The sequence below is a fragment of the Methylobacterium sp. WCS2018Hpa-22 genome (genome assembly GCF_031843785.1).
Taxonomy (GTDB): Bacteria; Pseudomonadota; Alphaproteobacteria; order Rhizobiales; family Beijerinckiaceae; genus Methylobacterium.
This window is the reverse complement of record NZ_JAVTJA010000007.1, coordinates 38,257-58,028: the sequence shown is the minus strand read 5'-3', so window position 1 is coordinate 58,028 and position 19,772 is coordinate 38,257. Positions and strand designations below refer to the sequence as shown.

At 66.4% G+C, this 19,772-nt stretch carries 18 protein-coding genes and 1 pseudogene; 8 read left to right on the top strand and 11 right to left on the bottom strand.

All coding sequences use genetic code 11. The features are described 5' to 3' along the window. Positions 1 to 105: 105 nt before the first annotated feature. Together RQI43_RS11010 and RQI43_RS11005 are read left to right on the top strand one after the other, a co-directional pair. Entirely contained in the window at positions 106 to 1,050 is a 945-nt protein-coding gene (locus RQI43_RS11010; protein ID WP_311275176.1) for a DNA-3-methyladenine glycosylase, read from the top strand. A gap of 118 nt (positions 1,051 to 1,168) precedes the next feature. After that, entirely contained in the window at positions 1,169 to 2,113 is a 945-nt protein-coding gene (locus tag RQI43_RS11005) for a DMT family transporter (protein ID WP_311275175.1), read from the top strand. Positions 2,114 to 2,128: 15 nt separating this feature from the next. Here the strand turns inward: RQI43_RS11005 and RQI43_RS11000 are convergent, their stop codons facing one another. The 3 genes from RQI43_RS11000 to RQI43_RS10990 all read right to left on the bottom strand — a co-directional run bounded on the left by RQI43_RS11000 (position 2,129) and on the right by RQI43_RS10990 (position 3,969). Next, the gene (locus tag RQI43_RS11000) at positions 2,129 to 2,605 is read right to left on the bottom strand and encodes a VOC family protein (protein WP_311275174.1); all 477 of its coding nucleotides are present in this window, start codon (positions 2,603 to 2,605) and stop codon (positions 2,129 to 2,131) included. Positions 2,606 to 2,667: 62 nt separating this feature from the next. Beyond that, the gene (locus RQI43_RS10995; protein ID WP_207413096.1) at positions 2,668 to 3,399 is read right to left on the bottom strand and encodes an autoinducer binding domain-containing protein; all 732 of its coding nucleotides are present in this window, start codon (positions 3,397 to 3,399) and stop codon (positions 2,668 to 2,670) included. 126 nt (positions 3,400 to 3,525) lie between these two features. Further along, on the bottom strand, positions 3,526 to 3,969 hold the full coding sequence (locus tag RQI43_RS10990; protein WP_056424300.1) for a DUF488 family protein: 444 nt from the start codon (positions 3,967 to 3,969) through the stop codon (positions 3,526 to 3,528). Positions 3,970 to 4,214: 245 nt separating this feature from the next. Here RQI43_RS10990 and RQI43_RS10985 point away from each other — a divergent pair, with 245 nt between their 5' ends. After that, positions 4,215 to 5,042, top strand: coding sequence for a GH25 family lysozyme (locus RQI43_RS10985; protein ID WP_405030603.1), 828 nt, complete (start codon positions 4,215 to 4,217; stop codon positions 5,040 to 5,042). 42 nt (positions 5,043 to 5,084) lie between these two features. Here the strand turns inward: RQI43_RS10985 and RQI43_RS10980 are convergent, their stop codons facing one another. The 3 genes from RQI43_RS10980 to RQI43_RS10970 all read right to left on the bottom strand — a co-directional run bounded on the left by RQI43_RS10980 (position 5,085) and on the right by RQI43_RS10970 (position 7,554). After that, entirely contained in the window at positions 5,085 to 5,765 is a 681-nt protein-coding gene (locus RQI43_RS10980; protein ID WP_056424305.1) for a hemolysin III family protein, read from the bottom strand. Between the two features lie 136 nt (positions 5,766 to 5,901). Continuing rightward, complete coding sequence (locus RQI43_RS10975) at positions 5,902 to 6,090, bottom strand: hypothetical protein (RefSeq protein ID WP_056424310.1); 189 nt, start codon at positions 6,088 to 6,090, stop codon at positions 5,902 to 5,904. Positions 6,091 to 6,426: 336 nt separating this feature from the next. Beyond that, complete coding sequence (locus tag RQI43_RS10970) at positions 6,427 to 7,554, bottom strand: COX15/CtaA family protein (RefSeq protein WP_311275173.1); 1,128 nt, start codon at positions 7,552 to 7,554, stop codon at positions 6,427 to 6,429. A gap of 260 nt (positions 7,555 to 7,814) precedes the next feature. On the opposite strand from RQI43_RS10970, the gene RQI43_RS10965 reads away from it, so the two are divergent. Both RQI43_RS10965 and RQI43_RS10960 read left to right on the top strand, forming a co-directional pair. Next, the gene (locus RQI43_RS10965; RefSeq protein WP_207413099.1) at positions 7,815 to 8,033 is read left to right on the top strand and encodes a DUF2842 domain-containing protein; all 219 of its coding nucleotides are present in this window, start codon (positions 7,815 to 7,817) and stop codon (positions 8,031 to 8,033) included. 207 nt (positions 8,034 to 8,240) lie between these two features. Further along, complete coding sequence (locus RQI43_RS10960) at positions 8,241 to 8,660, top strand: hypothetical protein (RefSeq protein WP_207413100.1); 420 nt, start codon at positions 8,241 to 8,243, stop codon at positions 8,658 to 8,660. Positions 8,661 to 8,705: 45 nt separating this feature from the next. Here the strand turns inward: RQI43_RS10960 and RQI43_RS10955 are convergent, their stop codons facing one another. Then, a complete protein-coding gene (locus tag RQI43_RS10955; RefSeq protein ID WP_311275172.1) occupies positions 8,706 to 9,770 on the bottom strand; it encodes a polysaccharide deacetylase family protein in 1,065 nt (354 codons plus the stop codon). 156 nt (positions 9,771 to 9,926) lie between these two features. Here RQI43_RS10955 and RQI43_RS10950 point away from each other — a divergent pair, with 156 nt between their 5' ends. After that, positions 9,927 to 11,192: a GNAT family N-acetyltransferase gene (locus RQI43_RS10950; protein ID WP_311275171.1), complete on the top strand. Its 1,266-nt coding sequence runs from the start codon at positions 9,927 to 9,929 to the stop codon at positions 11,190 to 11,192. Positions 11,193 to 11,287: 95 nt separating this feature from the next. On the opposite strand, the gene RQI43_RS10945 is transcribed toward RQI43_RS10950, so the two are convergent. After that, positions 11,288 to 13,555 carry a GumC family protein gene (locus tag RQI43_RS10945; protein ID WP_311275170.1) on the bottom strand — a complete coding sequence of 756 codons (2,268 nt, stop codon included), beginning with the start codon at positions 13,553 to 13,555 and terminating at the stop codon, positions 11,288 to 11,290. A 182-nt stretch (positions 13,556 to 13,737) separates the two neighbouring features. On the opposite strand from RQI43_RS10945, the gene RQI43_RS10940 reads away from it, so the two are divergent. Further along, positions 13,738 to 14,310 (top strand): polysaccharide biosynthesis/export family protein, encoded by a 573-nt coding sequence (locus RQI43_RS10940; protein WP_056424329.1) that lies wholly within the window; start codon positions 13,738 to 13,740, stop codon positions 14,308 to 14,310. An 80-nt stretch (positions 14,311 to 14,390) separates the two neighbouring features. Here the strand turns inward: RQI43_RS10940 and RQI43_RS10935 are convergent, their stop codons facing one another. The 3 genes and pseudogenes from RQI43_RS10935 to RQI43_RS24555 form a co-directional block, all read right to left on the bottom strand. Then, positions 14,391 to 15,107 (bottom strand): calcium-binding protein, encoded by a 717-nt coding sequence (locus RQI43_RS10935; protein ID WP_311275169.1) that lies wholly within the window; start codon positions 15,105 to 15,107, stop codon positions 14,391 to 14,393. Between the two features lie 553 nt (positions 15,108 to 15,660). Next, positions 15,661 to 17,682 (bottom strand): calcium-binding protein, encoded by a 2,022-nt coding sequence (locus RQI43_RS10930; RefSeq protein WP_311275168.1) that lies wholly within the window; start codon positions 17,680 to 17,682, stop codon positions 15,661 to 15,663. A gap of 12 nt (positions 17,683 to 17,694) precedes the next feature. Then, positions 17,695 to 17,997, bottom strand: a pseudogene (locus tag RQI43_RS24555) (calcium-binding protein); the annotation flags it as partial. Positions 17,998 to 18,479: 482 nt separating this feature from the next. On the opposite strand from RQI43_RS24555, the gene RQI43_RS10925 reads away from it, so the two are divergent. Further along, complete coding sequence (locus RQI43_RS10925; protein ID WP_311275167.1) at positions 18,480 to 19,712, top strand: glycosyltransferase family 4 protein; 1,233 nt, start codon at positions 18,480 to 18,482, stop codon at positions 19,710 to 19,712. Positions 19,713 to 19,772: the final 60 nt, after the last annotated feature.

The window sequence follows — 19,772 nt, the reverse complement described above, 5'->3', positions numbered from 1 at the left end:
ATTTTCCCGTCCTGCCTCACCTCCTGCCTCGCACCGTTGCGCCGGCCTGCGCGCGGCTTCGCGATTCCCGCGGCCGTGAGATGGTGGAGGCGGCCGGAGAGCGTCGTGACCCACATCATCCCGCTGCCCTACAGGCCGCCCTACGACTGGCCCGCGATCCTGGCCTATTTCGGCGGCCGGGCCATTCCGGGTGTCGAGGTGGTGACGTCGGACGCCTATGCCCGGACCGTCTTCATCGGCGGGCTCCCCGGCACGATCTCCGTCATGCAGGGCGGGGACGATGCCCTCGTCGCGACGGTGGATCATCCCGATCCGGCGATTCTGCCGGACGTTCTGGCACGGCTGAGGCCGATGTTCGATCTCGATGCCGACCCGGCCGTCATCGCGGCCGCGCTCTCACGCCACCCCGACCTCGCACCCCTCGTGGCCGAACGGCCGGGCCTGCGGGTTCCGGGCGCCTGGGACGGGTTCGAGATCGCGGTACGCGCCATTCTCGGACAGCAGGTCTCGGTCAATGCGGCGACCCGGCTCGCCGGCCGACTGGTTGCCGCCTTCGGTGAAGCGATGGCGCCGGAATACGCCGGAACGGGGCTGACCCACCTGTTCCCGACGCCGGATCGCCTGCTCGATGCAGACGTGGCCGCGACCCTCGGCATGCCGGGGGCACGCGGCAGGGCGATCAGCGCCCTTGCGGCGGAGGCCCATGCAAATCCCGCTCTGTTCGCACGGGGACGCGGGCTCGATCCGGCGGTGGCCGCCCTGAGGGCGTTGAGCGGGATCGGCGAGTGGACGGCACAGTACATCGCCCTCAGGGCCTTGCGCGAACCGGATGCGCTGCCGGCGAGCGACCTCGCCCTGCTCCGATCCCTCGATATCGGGGCGGGGCGTCCGACACCGGCGCAATTGCTCGTCCGGGCCGAAGCCTGGCGGCCCTGGCGAGCCTACGCCGCATTGCATCTCTGGACGAGGGACGCAGCACGGATCGCCGCCGCCCTGCCTGTCCCCAAACCCGCCGCCAAGCGCCGCCCTCCCCGGACCGTCTCCGGGTAGGATCCGTGATGTCAGCCCTGCTTCCGGCGGCCTTGCTCAGCCCGTCATGGGCGGGACAGAAGGGGATGGCGGTACCGCCAGCGAAGAAACATCTCCGAACAAAGCCCCCGAAGGGATCATGACCTCTCCGTCCGCCTCCCCCGGCCCGGCCGTCGAGACCCGTGGCGCCGGGGCCGCCTACCCGCTCCTCCTGTTCACGACCCTGCTGTGGGGCGGCAACGTGGTCGCGGGCAAATGGGCCGTCGGGGAAGTCTCGCCTCAGGTGCTCACCTGCCTGCGCTGGGCCTTCGCCTGCCTCGCGCTGGCCTTGCCGGCCTGGCGCGGGATCGTGGCCGAGCGCCACCTGATCGCGCGCCACTGGCGCTACGTCCTGCTGATGGGGGCCTGCGGCTACACCGCCTATGCGAGCCTGTTCTACGCCGCCGGCATCTACACCACCGGCGTCAACGTCGCCCTGTTCCAGGGGGCGATCCCGGTGCTCGTCATCCTGCTGAACTACGTCGTGCACCGCGTCGCCGTCACCGGGGCGCAGCTCCTCGGCGTCGTCATCACCCTCGGCGGCGCGGGCGTCGCGGCGACCCACGGCGACTGGCACATCCTGTCGACGCTCTCCTTCAACATCGGCGACATGCTGATGCTCGGCGCCTGCCTGCTCTATGCCGGCTACACCGTCTCCCTCGCCGACCGCCCCAAGATGTCCGGCCTGACCTTCTTCTCGGCGATGGCGCTGGCGGCCCTCGTGACCTCCCTGCCCGCCCTCGTCCTCGAACAGGCTGCCGGAACCCTGATCTGGCCGACACCGAAGGGGTGGGCCATCGTCGCTTTCGTGGCCCTCGGCCCGTCCCTGATCGCCCAGCTCTCGTTCATGCGGGGCGTCGAACTGATCGGCCCGAACCGCGCGGGGGTGTTCGTTAACCTCGTGCCGATCTTCGGCTCGGGCCTCGCCATCCTCGTCGTCGGCGAAGCGTTCCAATGGTACCAGGCCGCGGCCTTGACCCTCGTGCTCGGGGGCATCGTCATCGCCGAGCGCTTCGGCCGCCGCGAACGCCCGGGCGGCGGATGAGGCGAGACGTCCGGTTCAGCCGGCGGCCGCGCGCTCGAGGGCGGCGACGTCGAGCTTGATCATGGTCTGCATGGCGGAGAAGACGCGGTGCGCCACGGCCGGATCGGGGTCGGCCAGCAACCGGGGGAGGATCGTGGGCACGATCTGCCAGGGCACGCCCCACCTGTCCCGGAGCCAGCCGCACATGATCTCGGCCCCGCCATCCGCCGTGAGCGCTGCCCATAACCGGTCGACCTCGTCCTGGTCGGCGCAGGCCACCGAGATCGAAGCGGCGGTGCCGTAATCGGCCGTGGCGCCTCCGTTCAGGGCCTGAAAGCTCTGTCCGCCAAGGGTGAAGGTCACCAGCAGCGCATCACCCGCCTCCCCGCCCGGCCAGGGTCCAGGCGAGCGCTGGACATGGTCGATCCGCGAATCGGGGACGAGGAAGACGTAGAGGCCGACCGCCGCCTCGATATCCCTCCCGAACCATAGGCAGGTGCTGACCTTGGGCATCGTCGACTCCTCTCGCGAGGTTGAGTTCGCGCGAGACTATCGAATGTCCGGTCTCGAGCCCATCAGATGATGAGCCCCCGCCGCAGGGCGATGGCGACGGCCTGGGTGCGGTTGGCGGTGCCGAGCTTGGCGCGGGCGGAGCGCAGGTGGAAATCGACGCCATGGGCGGAGATCCCCATGACCTCGCCGATCTCCCAATCGGTCTTGCCTTCGGCCGCCCATTGCAGGGCCTCGCGCTCGCGCGGGGCGAGGCGCGCGGAGGCCGCCGGGCTCTGCCCGTTCAGCAGCAGCAGGTGGCCGAACGCGTAGGTGGCGATCAGTTGGAGCATGCCGCGATCCGCCGGATCGATGGCGAGGCGCTCGCCCGAGACGCTGAACCCGGCGGTCTCGCCGTCGAGGGTCATCAGCGGAATCGTCAGGCCGTCGCGCAGATGGAAATCCGCAGCCTCGTCCATCACCCTGCGCGCCAGGGGATCGTCGGCATGCTCATCGGTGGCGTCGCTCCAGGCGAAAGGCGCGGTCGAGTAGCCGAGGCGCTGCACCGTGGGGTCGTGGAAGGCATAGCCGCGCGTTAGGTAGCGCCGGCCCCATTCCATCGGGAAGGTGTTGAGCAGGACGTGGCCGCGCTGCTGGCGGACGGACGTGCCCCGTACCGGTACCGTGGCCGCCATGATATGAGCGACGCCGAGATCCGCCAGTTCCGCCGCCAGAACCCGGGCGACGTCCTCGCCGCTCGCCGTCCGGTCGAGGGAACGGAGGAAGCCGAGGGTCTGATCGAGGGATTTGCGCGTCACCCGCGTTCTCGCCGGAGAATCCGACCACCATTCATGGTCGAGAAACATGTGGGCAACAGAACTCTAGATTGTCAACGACTCCGCTCGGTCGGAACCGGCCTTACGCGGGCAAGTCATGGGACGGTGTTATCCGAACAGGTCGACCGTCCTGAAACCGTTCGCTTCCAGTCGTTCGGCCAGGACACGGCGGTGGCATCGCTCCGGGTCGCGCTCGAAGCAGAGGAGGCAGGTCGGCGCCCGCGAGGCGACCTCGCACAGGGCGGCGAGGGCGAGCCCGCCATCGGCGGTGTCGAGCACCTCTTCGCAGTAGATCCGGCGCATCAGCGCGGCATCATGGGCCCTCGCAGCCTCTCTCCCGGCCTTCGGCGTGCCGAGTTCCCGCGCATGCGCATAGGTGAGGCCCGCCTCTTCCAGGCTCGTCTTCAGCGCGTTCTTCGAGAAGCCCCGCTTGCGCGAATTGGCCACCGCGCGAACGTCGGCCAGCGTCGCGACGCCGGCATCCTTCAAAGTCGCCACGAAACGCTCGGAATCCAACCCTTCGTAACCGATGGTGAACAAAACCTTGTCCAGACTCCCCTCCCCTCGAAATGCCTGATCGGCTCGGGACTTAGCATCCACGACTGGCCTGCGGCGAAAGCGCCTGAATCCACCCTATGTGGTTCGCCCGCAACGAGTTCCGGAATTCCGCCGCATTGCCGTCAAAGCTCTGTTAACCGCACGGGGCCATCCCTTACCCATGAGTGTAGCGCGTGAGAACGGTGGACCGGGCATCAATGTCGCTTGAGAACGGGATCGCCCCGACAGACTTGGCCGTGATGCCACGCAACGCCGCGATGCGCTGGGCCAAACGCTCGCTGACCGCCGCCCTGCTCGCGACGCTCGCGGCCTGCGCCGGCAACCAGAGCGACTTCTATCCCACAAAGGGTGACGTGAAGCCCCATCCGGGGGTCGCGCGTGCCAAGCAGCACCCGATCCAGGGTATCGACATCTCGAAATGGCAGGGGCCGATCGACTGGGCCTCGGTGCGCGGAGCCGGCACGCAGTTCGCCTTCATCAAGGCGACGGAGGGCGGCGACCACGTGGACGAACGCTTCCGCGCCAATTGGGAGGGAGCCGCCAAGGCCGGCGTGCCGCGCGGAGCCTACCATTTCGTGTTCTGGTGCCGCTCGGCCCAGGATCAGGTGGAGTGGTTCAAGAAGAACGTCCCCAACGATCCCACCGCCCTGCCCCCCGTCCTCGACGTGGAATGGAACGGCCATTCGCAGCTCTGCCCGAAGAAGCTGCCGAAGGCCCAGGCGCTGGCGATGATGCGCTACATGCTCGACGAGATGGAGCGCTACACCGGCAAGCGGCCGATCATCTATACCGACATCACCTTCCATAAGGACGTGCTCGAGGACGAGTTGCTCGACTATCCGCACTGGGTCCGCTCCACGGCGGCCGAGCCCGAGCAGCGCTTCGCCAAGCGGAAGTGGATGCTGTGGCAGTTCACCTCCACGGGCCGGGTTCCCGGCGTGCGCGGTGACGTGGACCGGAACGCATTCTACGGCACCACCGCGGAATGGGCCTCCTTCCTGGCTACGGATTGCGATCCGCGCGAACACAACCGACTTTCCGGGCAGGGTCTCTGCAACGGGAAGTAGGCGAAGAACCGGGAAGTCGGGGGACGTGCCACTGAGCGCCGCCTAGGGAGCGGCGCTCATCACGCTGGTGAGGACGGTGCCGTAATGGCAGGCCGTGGCGGCGAGGACGAAGGCGTGCCAGATCGCGTTCTGGTACGGCAGGCTGCGCCAGACGTGGAAGATGACGCCGGCCGAGTAGAGCACGCCGCCGATTGCCAGAAGCCAGAGCGCCTCGGGGTTCAGCGCGCCGATCACCGATTCGTAGGTGGCGACGCCGCTCCATCCGAGGAGGAGATAGAGGCCGATGGCGGCCCGGTCGAAACGGCCGGGCATGAGAAGCTTCAGGGCGATGCCGATTCCCGCCAGGACCCAGATGAAGGCGAGCAGCATCCAGGCCGTCGATCCGCGCCCGACCAGGGCGACGAGGGGCGTGTAGGTGCCCGCGATCATCAGGTAGATGAGGGCGTGGTCGGCTCGGCGCAGGATCCACTTGCGGCGCCCTACGGGCCACATGTTGTAGGTGGCCGACACACCGAGCATCGACACCAGGGCGGCGGCATAGACCGCGACGGCCGCCCGCTCGGTCCAATCCAGCGGGGCCATCGCCGCCAGGATGACGATGGCGATCGAGCCCGCCACACCGAACGCGATGCCGGCGATATGCACTGCGGCATCTGCCATCAGCTCCCGGCGGGTGTAGTTCCAGGTCAGTCCGATGGGTCTACCGTCCTCAGCCAGGAACATCGCTGACTCCGAACTTTCCTAACCTAAGCTTAAGCGCCGAAGGGCCGGACTCGTTCCCTGTTCGAACTGCGTAGGCGGCGAGCATCGTGAACCGCCGCCTACCTGATTCCCGCATATTTTCCCAGTGGGAGGATTCCTAGAAGGAGAAGGTCGTGAAGCGGCTCGCGAGGACGACGGCCCAGGCCGCTCCGAGAAGTCCCGTGAGGCCGACGACGACCTTCCGGGTCCGCGCGTGGCGCGTCCCCTCCACGTCGGCACCTTCGCGTACCGTCTGGTCGCGCTCAACGAGTACCTGCTCTTCCGACACGAGGCGTTGGTCGTGCATGCTGGACGGCCTTTCGGTTGTGGCGTGACGCTGCCGGGCCCCGCTCTCACGGCGCCATCGACACATCGGCTAACGGCACAACCCCAAGCTTAGTTTCGCTGCAACGCAACAAAAAATGGCCGAGGGGGACGCTCGCCGATGGTGGCTGGCAGGGTGCAAGCATCCGGCCAATCCGCCTTTTCCTATCCTGCATCGCGGTGAAACGGTCTGTGCGATGCAGCAGCCTTCGCTCTGCAAACGTCCGGAAACAGGGTCGGGTCAGGTCCCCATCGTTCGCGAGTGAGAGGCCGGCGCGCCGAGCCGTCCGGCCTCCGCTACGACGCGTTCCGCGCGGGCCTAAGCGCCTCGGCCCGTCATGCCCTCGAAGCCGAAGGCGGTGGTCGCGCCGGCGGGAGATGCCAGGGTGCGCCGGGTTGCGCCGCGGCTCAGCCGTGCATGCACCGTCGCCATCATCAGGACCGCCATGGCGAAGACCTGATGGGCGAGGCCCGCCCAGAGCGGCACCGCCAGCAGGAGAGTGACGATGCCCAGTCCCGCCTGTGCCGCGGTCAGGCCCGCGATGCCGATGGCGCGGCGGGCCGTGCCACTCCCGGGAAGCCGCCTGCTTGCATCGACGGCATGGAACAGCGCTGCCGCCAGAAGGAGATAGGCCATCAGGCGGTGGTTGAACTGAACCAGGGTGACGTTGTCGACGAAGTTCTCGATCCACGGGCTGACGGCGAACAGTTCGGAGGCATTCGGCACCAGAACGCCGTCCATGTCGGGCCAGGTATTGTGCACGAGCCCGGCCTTCGACCCGGCGACGAGACCGCCGAGGCCGATCTGGACCAGGACGAGGACCGGCAGCAGGGCCGCAAAGATCCTCAGGCGACCCGGTGCCGGCTCCGACGGGCCGGACCGCAACCCGGCCGCCAGCCAGACGAGGCCGGCCAGGATCAGGCTCGCCGTGGTCAGGTGCAGGGCGAGCTTCAGGGGCGCCACCGCCGTCATCCCCGGCTGGAGACCGGAGGCGACCATGATCCAGCCGATGGCGCCCTGAAGACCGCCGAGGGCGCCAAGGGCGAGGAGCCCGTATCCGAGGCGCCGGTCGACGAGGCCGCGCCACCAGAACACCAGGAGGGGGAGGAAGAAGGCGAGCCCGAGGATGCGCCCGAGCAGGCGGTGGCCCCATTCCCAGGCATAGATGACCTTGAAGTCCGACAACCCCATGCCCTGGTTGAGGATACGGTATTGCGGCGTGTCCTTGTACTTGTCGAACTCGGCCGCCCAGGCCTGTTCGGAGACCGGGGGGACCACACCCGTCACCGGCCGCCATTCGGTGATCGACAAGCCCGATCCGGTCAGGCGGGTGGCGCCGCCGACGGCGACCATGGCCACGACGAGGATCGCCAGGGAGTAGAGCCAGACGCGGACCGGGTTCGTGGAACGGACCGGTGCGGTCGAGGTGGTTTCGCGTGAAGGCATCGCGGTAGGGGCTCGCGTGGTGTCGGGATCGGCGCGGGTGTCCCGTGCCTGCGCCCCTGCGTTACGCATGCGCGGCCACGGGGGCAACGGCGCCGAGGGCCGCAGAGGGCTTGGGCCGCAGAGGGCTTGGATGCGGCGCGAGCGGCAATTGCCTTGCCGGGGCGGTCGGCCTAACCCCGGCGGACCGATTGCACGACAGTCGATGGACGTCACCGCCGGACTTCCCTGCCGGGGAGAAGGCCCATGCCAGGAGAGCGCCCATGCGCCGCCGCACCCGCACGCTGCTCGGCACGATCGGCATGCTCGCCTTCGTGGCGCTCTATGCGCCCCTCGCCATGGCGCTGGCCGACAGCCGCATCTCGCAAACGCCTCCGGCCGTGCAGGCCATCCTCTACGCCTTCCTCGGCATCGCCTGGATCTTCCCCCTGATGCCGCTGATCCGCTGGATGGAGCGAAAGGATGTCGATGGCGGGCGCTGAACCCTAAGCAGGTTTAGCAAAAGTGGTCACCGGTTTTGCGTCCTGAAACATGTGACGTTTCAATGACTTAAGCGAGGCGAAGCGTTGGCTTGCCAACGCGAGCCCGCTGAGGATTTCCCCCGACGCCGGGATTTCGCCGCACTCGGCAGCCACAGGCTTGGGCAAGCTTCGACGTTTCGTCAGATCCAGGCCAAGATCCTCCGCCCCATGAACCGATTCCTCGCGTCTTTCCTGCTCGTAGGCTTCGGCTGCGCCGCTCTTCCGGCTCTCGGCACGCCAGCCTCGGCACAGAATGCGCCCCGCTCGATGGCGGAATGCGAGCGCCTCAAGAACGATCTCGCCTACAATCAGTGCCTCGCGATGTTCGGGCCGGCCGCCAAGAATGTCGGCGGCGGGGGCGGGGGCAGCGACGGTGGATCGGCCTCCTCGTCCGTCGCGACGGCGCTCGCCGCCGTCCCGCCGGTCAGCACCGAATCGCTCCCCATGGCCGACGAGCCGGCGCAGGAGACCCGCAAGGGCCAGCGCGGCAGGCGCGGACGCTACACCCGCCAGGGCCGCCAGAGCGCCAGCTTCACCGTCGGGGGAAGCGAGAGCCGCTCGTCCTATCGCCGCCGCCGGCGGCATTGACCGGCCCCGCGCGGGACCGACCCGACCGGGCTCAGTCGATCGGTCTTACTCGACACTGAGCCGCCGCCCGCGATTCCAGGCGAGGAACGGGACACCCGACAGCAGCGCGGAGAGCGCCGCCCTCGACTGATGCAACCCGTTCACCGAAACCCTCGGCAGGGCGTGGAGATGGTCGGCATGGCCGGGGAAGAGATGGCCGGGGCGGGTCGTCACGGCCGTGTCGAAACCGGTCTCGCGGGCGATTGCGAATTCCCGCATCCCGGCCGAGGTCGGATCCCCCACCGGATAGGACAGGTGCCTGACCGGCCGGCCGATCTCACGCTCGATCCGTGCCCTGCCCTCCCCGATCTCCCGACGTACCCGTGCCTCGCCGTGCTTCGCCAGCATCGGATGGGTGATGGTATGGGCCCCGATGGTCAGAAGTGGATCGGATGCGAGGCCGCGCAGCTCCTCCCAGGACAGGCAGAGCTCCTCCGCCATACGCCCGACCCCGATGCCGGCCTCGTCGCAGAGAACGGCGATGGTGGCGAGCAGGCGCTCCTCCGATCCTGCGCGCAGGCGGCGGTAGAGCGCGGCGAAGGCCACCATCTTCTCCTCCGCCGTGGCGGCGGGCAGATCGAGGGCCGGCGCCTCGTCGGCAGGAACCCGCACCCGGTCGAGGCGGCCGATCGCCCGTTCGAGTTCGATCCACCACAGGCGCCCCCTCCCCTCGGCGAAGTCACTCGTGACGAAGAGCGTCCAGGGAACGCGATGCCGTCTCAGGAGGGGAACGGCGTACCGGGCGTTGTCGCGATAGCCGTCGTCGAAGGTCAGGACGACGAAGGGCCTGTCCCCGGCGGGCCGGACGAGCCTCTCGGCCACGGAATCGAGGCCGATCACGTCGAACCCCCGCGAGACCAGCGTGCCCAGCACCGCGTCGAGGAAATCCGGCGTGATCGAGAGCAGGCCGTTGGGGGCATAGGCCCCCGCGGGGGCCGGGTCGACATGGTGGAAGGTGAGGATCAGACCGTGCCCTTGCGCGACGCGCTTCAGCCAACGGTCGGCTCCGGAAGCCACGATGGCGCGAAACCCCGCATCGAACAGGCGGTGACGAAACTCGGCCGAGGGCATGGACGTCACCGGAGCGGAGGCGTGGCGGGGATGACTTTTCGATCCTGAACCCGCAAGGTTTCGTTACCCACATCGCACAATGATGGCTTGCCGTTTCCCATCGTCACCAGCGCTTAAGAAGCCGGAGCGCTAGGTGCCGATGATGGGGAGGCGGTGATGAGGGTCCTTGTTCACGATCTCACCGGAGTCGGCATGATGCAGGAGCGCGTCCGCGGGCGGCTTGTTCCGGAGGTGTTTCGCGATCTGGCGAGCGTCGAGGCTCTGTGGCGGAGCGTCGAGAGCGATCCCGCCGCGCTGTCGACTCCCTATCAGCGATTCGACTGGGTCTCGGCCTTCGTCTCGGCGAAGCTCGGCTGCACCCCGGAGGAACAGGACGCCTCCCTACGGGTCATCGTGCTGCGCGATCCCGGCGGACGGCCCCGCGTGATCCTGCCGCTCCAGGTCGCGCGCGAACGCGGGGTCCGCGTGGCGCGGGTGATCGGCTGCAAGCACGCGAACTATCACATGCCGATGTTCGCCTCCCGCGAGGCCGCGTCCATGCGCGCCGAGGATCTCGTCGAGCTCCTGCGCCGGGTCGGGCGCGAGGCCGGGATCGATGTCTATCTCCTCGGGCATCAGCCGCGCTTCTGGGACGGCGCGGCCAATCCCTTGAGCCTCCACGCCGCGCCGGCCGTCAGCGACGCCTATGGCCTGATCCTCGGCCCCGACGCGGAGACCACCGCCAAGCGCGTCTTCAGCGCCGACGCGCGCAAGAAGATGCGCTCGAAGGAGAAGAAGCTGATCGAGGCCTTCGGCCCGGTGGAGTACCGCGTAGCCTCGAATGCCGATGAGGTGAGGACGTACCTCTCCGCCTTTTTCGCCCAGAAGGCCTCGCGCTTCGCCGCCATGAACATCGCCGACCCCTATGCCGACGAGGGGATACGCCGCTTCATCGCCACCGGCGCCTGCCGGCAGGACGATCCGAACGAGGTGCGGGGCGCGGCGATCGAAGTCGCCGCCCTGGTGGCGTGCAACACCGGGCAGGTCTTCGCGACCTTCGCCGGTGCGGTGAGCGAGACGCGCTACAGCGGTATGATGACCTCCTTCGACCAGACACCCACGGTGGGGCGGTCGAGTCCCGGTGACATCCTGCTGCACCACCTCATACGCGATCAGACCGAACGGGGCCGCCGCAGCTTCGATCTCGGAGTCGGGGAGGCCCGCTACAAGGCCAATATCTGCGACGAGACGATCCAGCTCGGTGAAGTGACCATCGCCGTCACCCTGCGCGGCCATCTCTTCGCCATTCCGGCCATGGCCGCCACCCGGCTCAAGCGCCGGATCAAGCGCAGCCAGCGCCTGGCGCGTCTGGCGAAGGCGGTTCGGAAGGCGCTCCACCGCCCGGCTCGCCACGGCAGCGCCGCCGGCGAGGCGAATCCTTAAGGGCATCGCCCGGGAACCCGGACGCGGCATCGGCGCTGGTCATCCGGGCCGAACCTGCGACCGCGCGGCAGCAGCCCATCCGCAAGATGTCGGTCTTACGCCGCCGAAAGCCTGAGGCCGCTTCCCGGCTTCCCCACGGCGGCACCCTCGCTCTCGGTCTGCTCACCGGCGACGAGGATCGTGCCGGCCCCCGCCCGTTCGGCCAGGCCGTGGAGCGAGACGAGTTCGGGATCTTCGGGGGACTTGTCGGACGCGATGACGATGGCGTTCATCCGGCCCGCCATGGCCTCCAGCAGGTCTTGGGCCTCCTGCGACAGGGCCTCGCCGAGGCGATAGACGACCCAGTCGTAGCTCTGGGCCAGGGCGTCCAGGGCGATGGCCAGCGCTTCCGGCTCGTCCGTGAGAATGTTGCAATCGACGAAACCGCGCGGGATGGCGTGGAGCCTGCGCACCGAGGCCACCGATCGGATCACGTCGAGGAAGGCAGCCTCGCCCGCAACGAGGTCGGTGAGGCCGGCATCGTCCGACGGTGAGGCCGGGCCGTTGACGTCCACGATCAGAACGCGCCCGCCCGCCGCCAGGGCCTCCGCCAGGATCGCGGCGAGTTGCCGGTCGGCGGCCGTGTCGGTCTCCGCAACCAGGATGCTTCCGCCGTTGCGGCCGATCCGCTCGCGCAGGAGATGGATGAGGGCCTGGAGATCGTAGCTGGAGACGGGCGACCGAGCCGCCTCTTCGGCTGTTTCCTCACGCACCGGAATCGGCGCCAGTTCCGCGGCGGATGCGGGAACGGTGGTCATGGGCACGGCAACGCGGGCGGTCAGCGGCGCTTCGTAGAGGGAGGCGGCGGGACCGCTCCGCGACAGGGCCACGGAGGCTTCCGGGAAGGTGAAGGGAGTGGGCTCGGTGGCCCGATCGTCCGGTCCGGTCCGGCGGCGGGTGTCGCCGGGATCGCGGAGAAGATGACGCGCCGCCACCCCGCCGCTGGACAGCAGCATCGCCATCACGAGGGCGAGGGCCACGATGGGCAGCTTCTTCGGGAAGGACGGGACCTGCGGCACCACGGCGCGGGAGACCACGCGGGCATCGGCGGGCGCTGCGCTCTCGGCATCGCGGGCCGAGGCCTCGCGATAGCGCGAGAGATAGGATTCGAGCTGGTCGCGCTGCGCCTTCGCCTCGCGCTCGAGGGCGCGAAGCTGGACCTCGCTGGAATTGCCCTTGGAGACGACTTCGCGCTGCGCGTCGACGGCGGCGTTCAGGCTGTCGACCCGGGCTTCGGCGATGCGGGCATCGTTCTCCATCGTCCGCACCACCCGGTCGGCGGTGGCCTTGATCTGTGCGTCGAGGTCGCCGATCTGCGCCGTCAGCTCCTTGATGCGGGGATGGGCCGGCATCAGCGTCCGCGATTCGAGGGCGAGCTGCCCGCGCAGGGTGATGCGCTGCTCCACCGTGCGCCGGATGACCTCGTTGTTGGCCACGTCCGGGATTTCGAAGGCGCGGCCGTCCTTGATCATTTCGCGGATGAGCTTGGCCCGGCTCGTGAGGTCGGCCTTGACCGTGCGGGCCTGGGACAGCTGGGTCGACAATTCGCTGAGCTGCTGGGTGCCCAGGGGTTGGCTGGTGGTGCCACCGCCGCCGCTGATCAGGCCGTTGCGGGCTCGGAAGGTCTCGACCTTCGCCTCGGCCTCGGAAACGCGGGTGCGCAGGGTGTCGATGTTGCCGCCGAGCCAGGTCGAGGCGTAGCGGGCGGTGTCCACCTTCGCCGATTCCAGGGAGGCGATGTAGAGTTCTGCGATGGTGTTGGCGGCCTTGGCCGCGAGTTCCGGATCGCGCGAGCGGAACTCGACCGTCAGGATGCGGGACTTGCCGGCCGGGTAGACCAGGAGCCGGTCGAAATAGGTCTCCAGCACCCGGTCCTCGGGCGCCCGCTCCATCGGGTTCTTGGTGAGCCCGATCATCATCAGGACACGCTGGACCGGACCGATGCCGTCGACCTCGGGATCGAATTCGGCATTGCCCACGAGCTTCAGGCGGCGGATCGCCTCCCGGGCGATATCGCGGGACATCACCACCTGGACCTGGCTCGCCACCGCCTGTTCGTCGATGGCCAGGGGCTGTTCGCCGCGTTCCTGGGCGGTGCGGGCGAAGCTCGCGTCGCGGCTCTCCAGCAGGATCTTGGCCTCGCCGGTGTAGCGCGGCGGAACGACCTGCACGAAAACGATGGCCCCGATCCCCGCCGCCACGGTGGGAAGGACGATCCAGCGCCAGGACCGCGCCAGGACTCCGAACAGCTGGGACAGGCCGAGCCCCTCGTCACGCTGGGGGATCGGCTCGATCGTGGAAACGGGCTGCTGCGAGCGAGGCATGAGAGGATCTTTACGCAAAGCAGGACGCCGCATCGGGCGCCTCCCGGAAGACTAGAACTCGTTAAGATTGATCGTCGGTTAAGATCGGCCACAACGCATCGCATTCCCTCCGCGATATCAGTTTTTGTTAACCATATGATCCTACAAATAGAGGCAGAAACTTGCTCTTAGCGGCTTGGATGATGAACCGGCGCTCCCTTCTCCTCGCTCTCACCTCCACTCTGGCACTGGGCGGATGCCTGCGTCCCGACTTCCGGACCGCGCAGCTCGACGCCACCGCCACCGGATCGATCGGCGGGCGCTATACGCTCGCCACCGGCGACCGGCTGCGCGTCATCGTCTTCGGCCAGGACAACCTGTCCAACATCTATGCGATCGACGGATCCGGCGGCATCGCCATGCCGCTCATCGGTCTCGTGAAGGTGGGAGGGCAATCGACGGCCCAGGCCGCCCGGACCATCGAGGCCAAGCTCGCGGCGGGCTTCGTGCGCGAGCCGCATGTCACCGTCGAGGTGGATGCCTATCGGCCGTTCTACATCCTCGGCGAGGTCACGACCTCGGGGCAATATCCCTACGTCAACGGCATGGCCGTCGAGACGGCGGTGGCGATCGCGGCGGGCTTCGGACCGCGGGCGGCCCGCGACTACGCCGTCCTCACCCGAGAGGGGCCGAACGGCCTCGTCTCGGGCATCGTCCCGATGACCTATCTGGTGAGGCCCGGCGACACGATCGTCATCAAGGAGCGCTTCTTCTGAGGACGTCTCGTCTTCGATACGTCGTCGATCGACGAAGGCCCGGATCCATCCGATCCGGGCCTTCGTCTGTCCACGCCAGGTCAGATAAGATCGAGATAACTCATGCTCGCAGCGCTGGCGGCATTGTTGATCACGACCACCGTGTCGAACATGTGGTCGGCGTTCTGGTCGGAAAGCAGGTAACCCGTCTTCGACGAGGCGTTGTAGAGGAACAGGTGCGTCATGTCGCCGTTCTTCAGGACGCCGTCATAGCGCGCATACGCCATCTCGGCGGAGGTAGCCGCAGTTTTGGTCTCGAAATAGTTGTCTCGCGTGCCGGCATATTTGAGGTCGATGCTGTCGTAGGTCGAATTCCAGTCCAGGATCGTATCCGAGCGTGAGATCGCGCCCGGGGTTTTGTCCAGTGTGAAGACGAACGTGTCGAGTCCCTTGCCACCGCCGCCGGACAGGAGGTCCTTGTCGGCGCCGCCATTCAGGATATCGGATCCTGCCCCACCCAGAAGATAGTCCGTTCCCTTGCCGCTGGTGAGAACGTCATCGCCATCCTGCCCCAGGAGCGTGTCGTTGCCGGAGCCGGCATCCAGCTTGTCATTGCCGTTCCCGCCTTCAAGCCGGTCGTTTCCATAACGCCCCATAAGCTTGTCGTTGCCGTTGCCGCCATAGAGTTTATCGTTGCCGACATAGTCGCTGTCGGAGCCGTTTCCGCCGTCGAGGCTGTCGTCTCCCCCGCCCCCATAAAGCCTGTCGTTGCCGTCATACCCGATCAGGGAGTCGTTCCCGTTCGAGCCTGTGATCAAATCTTTTCCACCAAAGATCAGCTCTCGGTTTTCTTCGACGGAATTGAGCGATATATCAGAAAAATCGACACTCAGGCCTGTGATTTTATAGCCCCCGCTGACATATTCGTCATAATATTCGCAATCCCCCGTTTCTTCATCATAATATTATTTATAGTCAATAAAATATGCCGTATACTCTACTTGCGCGATCAATCCTTTAGCGATAAAACCGCCCTCGTCGTAAGTAAAGTTTGAACCATAGCACTCGATTAAATCACCCTCTTCGAATTACTCATATCCGATGCTCAGATAATTATCTTCATAGTAAAGATATTCCCAAAAATAATACTCGCCTGTAACGTAGATGCCCTCCATATTAAGGGTACCGTATGCGTTGAGCTCTGCCATGTGGGGTTCTCTCTGTCATGGGCTCATCGATCAATGGGCGAAGGCGGGGCCGATCCCGATTGCCGATTGTGGAAGCAATGATCGAGAAGACAGGACGACCCCGCCAAACGAGGAACGGGGGCACCGGATCGATGCCCCCGTTCTTCCGTGTCGCGTTCGGCGCTTACAGGATGAAGTCACCCGCATCGATGGCGGGCCGTCCGGCAATTCTGATCTCGAACTCGGCGGAGGCGTCCTTGTCGACGCTGCCTTCGATCACCGTATAGATGCCGTCACGGGACAAGCGGACCTGACCTGCACCGGTGAACCGCGCACCCTCGATATAGGTGAATGTCTCATTCGTCGTCGTCGAGGAAGCTACGGCGTCAATGATCGACAGATCGATCAGGTCACCGTCTGCAACGCGGAAATCGAGGATGGTATCGCTGGAAAAACCGCTGGAGGTCGCGCGATCGAAGACGAAGCTATCCGCACCTCCGCCACCTAAGAGGGTGTCCTCGCCGAGATTGCCGAACAGCCTGTCGGCGCCGTCGCCACCGCGCAGGATGTCGCTGCCGCCACCGCCATAGAGCGTGTCGTCGCCGGCACCGCCGTAGAGCAGATCGCTTCCGCCATCCGCCTCGGTGACGGCCTTGGTCGTGGCGCCTCCGTAAAGGATGTCACTCCCCTCTTCGCCGAACAGGCGATCGCCACCCTCTCCTCCCTTGAGGGTATCGTTGCCGCCGCCGCCGAAGAGATCATCCGTGCTCGTCTTGCCCGTGACGCTGTTGTTCGCGGTCGATGCACTGAACACGAACGAGCTCACATCGAGTTCGTCGGGGGAAGCTCCGGCGATCACGAGGCGCTGGGCATATCCGTTGCTCGTAATCTCGATGACAGCATTGCCGTCCTCGTCGATGCTGAGGATCTCATCGAGCGCCTCGATCGACCCGATGCCGAAGGCCGACAGGTCGATCCGGTCGCCATGGGCCGTATTGGTCTCGCTATCGAAGCTCGGCGCCTCGAAGTCGAAGATCGTGTCCGTCTCCGATGCCGTCAGCTTCCGCATGACGAAGGTGTCATCGCCGGCGCCGCCATAGAGGGAGTCGTCGCCGTTCTGGCCGAAGAGCTTGTCGGCGCCGTCGCCGCCACGCAGGACGTCGTTGCCCCCGCCCCCATAGAGCGAGTCGTCGCCTGTGCCGCCGATGAGAATGTCGTCGCCGTCATAGAGTGACTTGTCCGCGACTGTCGTCCCGACGCCGCCCTGCAGGATGTCGTTGCCATCCTCACCATAGAGCCGGTCGTTGGCGTCGCCACCGGTCAGCGTATCGTTGCCGAGGGCACCGAACAGGTCGTCGTCATAATCCGATCCGGTGATGCGCTCGCTCTGGACCACAAGATCGAAGACGAAGTTGCTTGCCCCGAGTGTAGACCGATCGACGTTGGCCAGGATCAGGTCGGTGGAGATGCCGTCGCCTTCGATGGACAGCACGGTGTCGCCATCGGAATTGACGCTGAGAAGATCGTTGACCGTCGCCATCGACGAGATGTTGAACGCACGTAGGTCGATCTTGTCGCTCGCCACGTCGAAATCCCGGACGATGTCGGTCTCGCCGTATTCGTGTGGCGCATAGACGACGGTATCAGAACCGGAACCGGTAACGAGCTTGTCGTCGTCGCTGCCGCCATCGAGGACGTCGTCACCGGAACCGCCGTTCAGACGATCGTAACCACCATTCCCGAAGAGCCGGTCATTCCCGACGCCACCGACCAGAAGATCGGCGGAATACGCTTCCGTGGCCTCGTCGGCATCGCCGATCAGCGTGTCGTTGCCGGCCTCGCCGAACAAGCGGTCGTTGCCCTCCAGGCCCGTCAGCGTGTCGTTGCCGAGCCCGCCGAACAGATCGTCGCTCGATGAGGTTCCGTCCAGAACATCGTCGGCCACGACGTTCGACAGCACGAAGTTCGAGGCGCTGAGCCGGAAGGGGGCGACTCCGAGGAACGTCGTCTGCTCCACGTAGGAACCGAATGTGTACGACAGCGTCGCATCGCCACTGCCGGTGGATGTCAGCATGTGCCGGATCGTGTCGAACGACGAGATATTCAGCGACGACACATCGATGAGGTCGGATGCCCGCGAGAAATCGAGCACCGTGTCGTCATTGGAGTAATAGTAATACTCCCCATCCGCGAAACGCTCGATCACGACGACGTCAGCTCCGTCACCGGTCAAGAGAGTGTCGCCGCCGTCGCCGCCGGTCAGCCTGTCGTTGCCCGTTCCACCGACAAGCAGGTCGTCGCCTACGCCCCCGAATAGCTTGTCATCGCCGGCCCCTCCATCGAGATAGTCGTCACCGTCATCATCATCCTCCGGAGCAACGATGACAGATGTTCCTCCGTAGATGGTGTCATTGCCACCATTCCCATAGATTTCGTCCCCATAGCCGAAACCTTTTATGACATCTGCCGATGAAGAACCATTCAACAGATCAGAATATTGAGTTCCGTTTATCGAAGCCATAGGGTTGACCGATCCAATTAATACAGAATTAAAACATCAATATAACCATATTCGCTGCTAAAATAAATACGAATCGGGTATATTGCTTGTCAAAATGACTATGGAGCGGACCGAATATTCGCAACCCCCATTTGAGGTAGGAAGCCGCAATAAATGGAGAACTCAGTATTTCTCGCGAGGTGTCCGGCGGTCGAGGTGAGGCCAAGCAGCGGGCGGGGTGGGCCTACCGGCCCGCGGCAAGACGGCACGTATCGGGTGTTCCTATCGCCCCGGCGGGCTTCTCCACACCTGGGCCAGCGCAGGGCTTCGACGACGGTGCGTTAGGGGCTGCCTAACCGAACGGGAGGTTTCAGGGCGTTCGCCGGCCCGAATCGCTGCCCAGGCGGATGGCCCTTAACGATCGCACCATCTCTGGGGACCAGTGTCCGTCGACATCGTACCGCCATTCGGCTGGAACGGTCGTCGCGTGGAGCTTGTCCGTCGTGAGTGCGTCCGCCTCCGTTCTGTCCGTCGGCCCCGCCAGCAGCGCGGGCGAGGCCGTCCATCGCATCCTGCACGTGTTCCGTGCGCCGGTGGGAGGGCTGTTCCGCCACGTCTGCGACCTGATCAGGATCCAGTCCGCCGCCGGGCACGAAATCGGGCTCGTCTGCGATGCGTCCACCGGCGGCGAGCGTGCGGTCCAGGCTCTGGACGAGCTCCTGCCCCATCTCGCGCTCGGCATCGTCCGGGTTCCCATGCGGCGCAACCCGCATCTTTCGGACATCGTGGTGGTCCGGGCGGTCGCGAGGCGGGCCGCGGAGATCCGCGCCACGATCCTGCACGGACACGGCGCCAAGGGTGGCGCCTATGCGCGCATCGCCCGCCTGCCAGCGGGCGTACCCTCGCCGATCAGGGCCTATACCCCCCATGGCGGCAGCTACAATTACAAGCCCGGCACGCTGCGCCACCGCCTGTACATGGGGGTCGAGCGCCTGCTCTCGACGCGGACCGACGTGTTCCTGTTCGAGAGCGAATATGTCGCCGGTCGGCATGGCCGCTTCGTGGGGAGCAGACCCCATACCGTGCGGATCGTCCATAACGGCATCGACGAGGTGGAGTTCGCACCGGTCCTGCACCGGGCGGACGCCTACGACCTCCTCTATATCGGCGAGTTGCGCGAGGCGAAGGGCATCCCGGTCCTGCTCGACACCCTGGTGGCGCTCCGCGCCGAGGGGCGCCCCACCCGCCTGCTGATGGTCGGTTCCGGCCCGGATGAAGACCAGCTCGTGGAGAGGGCCCGGAAGCTCGGCCTATCGGGCGCGGTGGCGTTCGAGCCGCCACAGCCGATCCGGATCGCCCTGGCGAAGGGACGGATCATGGTAGTCCCGTCGCTCGCCGAATCCCTGCCCTACGTGGTGCTGGAAGCCGCCGCCGCGCAGCAGCCCCTCGTCTCCACCAATGTCGGCGGCATCCCGGAAATCTTCGGAACGGCGGCAACGGATCTCGTCAGACCCGGAGATCCCGTTGCCCTCAAGAACGCCATTGTCCGCCTGCTCGACGAAGACACCGCCGAGGGCGCCGCCCGAGCCCGAGCTCTCAGTGACTCGGTGCGGGCCCGCTTCTCCATGCGGCGGATGGGGGCGGATGTCCTGTCGGGCTACGCCGCCGCCCTGCTGCGGCGAGATAAATCGATGCACGAAGCATCGCCGCCTGCGATGAAGGAACCGCCACAGTGACGCTGACTTGCTCTTCGCCATGCTTTGGCGGCCAGAACCTCGTTAAACGTTCCGTGATGT

What these genes read in the sequence shown, in the direction of transcription:
- RQI43_RS10965 (WP_207413099.1), top strand. Translation starts at nt 7,815, where the DNA reads ATGCGCCGCCGCACCCGCACGCTGCTCGGCACGATCGGCATGCTCGCC.
- RQI43_RS10960 (WP_207413100.1), top strand. Translation starts at nt 8,241, where the DNA reads ATGAACCGATTCCTCGCGTCTTTCCTGCTCGTAGGCTTCGGCTGCGCC.
- RQI43_RS11000 (WP_311275174.1), bottom strand. Translation starts at nt 2,605, where the DNA reads ATGCCCAAGGTCAGCACCTGCCTATGGTTCGGGAGGGATATCGAGGCG.
- RQI43_RS10955 (WP_311275172.1), bottom strand. Translation starts at nt 9,770, where the DNA reads ATGCCCTCGGCCGAGTTTCGTCACCGCCTGTTCGATGCGGGGTTTCGC.
- RQI43_RS10945 (WP_311275170.1), bottom strand. Translation starts at nt 13,555, where the DNA reads ATGCCTCGCTCGCAGCAGCCCGTTTCCACGATCGAGCCGATCCCCCAG.
- RQI43_RS11005 (WP_311275175.1), top strand. Translation starts at nt 1,169, where the DNA reads ATGACCTCTCCGTCCGCCTCCCCCGGCCCGGCCGTCGAGACCCGTGGC.
- RQI43_RS10985 (WP_405030603.1), top strand. Translation starts at nt 4,215, where the DNA reads ATGCCACGCAACGCCGCGATGCGCTGGGCCAAACGCTCGCTGACCGCC.
- RQI43_RS10975 (WP_056424310.1), bottom strand. Translation starts at nt 6,090, where the DNA reads ATGCACGACCAACGCCTCGTGTCGGAAGAGCAGGTACTCGTTGAGCGC.
- RQI43_RS10970 (WP_311275173.1), bottom strand. Translation starts at nt 7,554, where the DNA reads ATGCCTTCACGCGAAACCACCTCGACCGCACCGGTCCGTTCCACGAAC.
- RQI43_RS10950 (WP_311275171.1), top strand. Translation starts at nt 9,927, where the DNA reads ATGAGGGTCCTTGTTCACGATCTCACCGGAGTCGGCATGATGCAGGAG.
- RQI43_RS10940 (WP_056424329.1), top strand. Translation starts at nt 13,738, where the DNA reads ATGAACCGGCGCTCCCTTCTCCTCGCTCTCACCTCCACTCTGGCACTG.
- RQI43_RS10980 (WP_056424305.1), bottom strand. Translation starts at nt 5,765, where the DNA reads ATGTTCCTGGCTGAGGACGGTAGACCCATCGGACTGACCTGGAACTAC.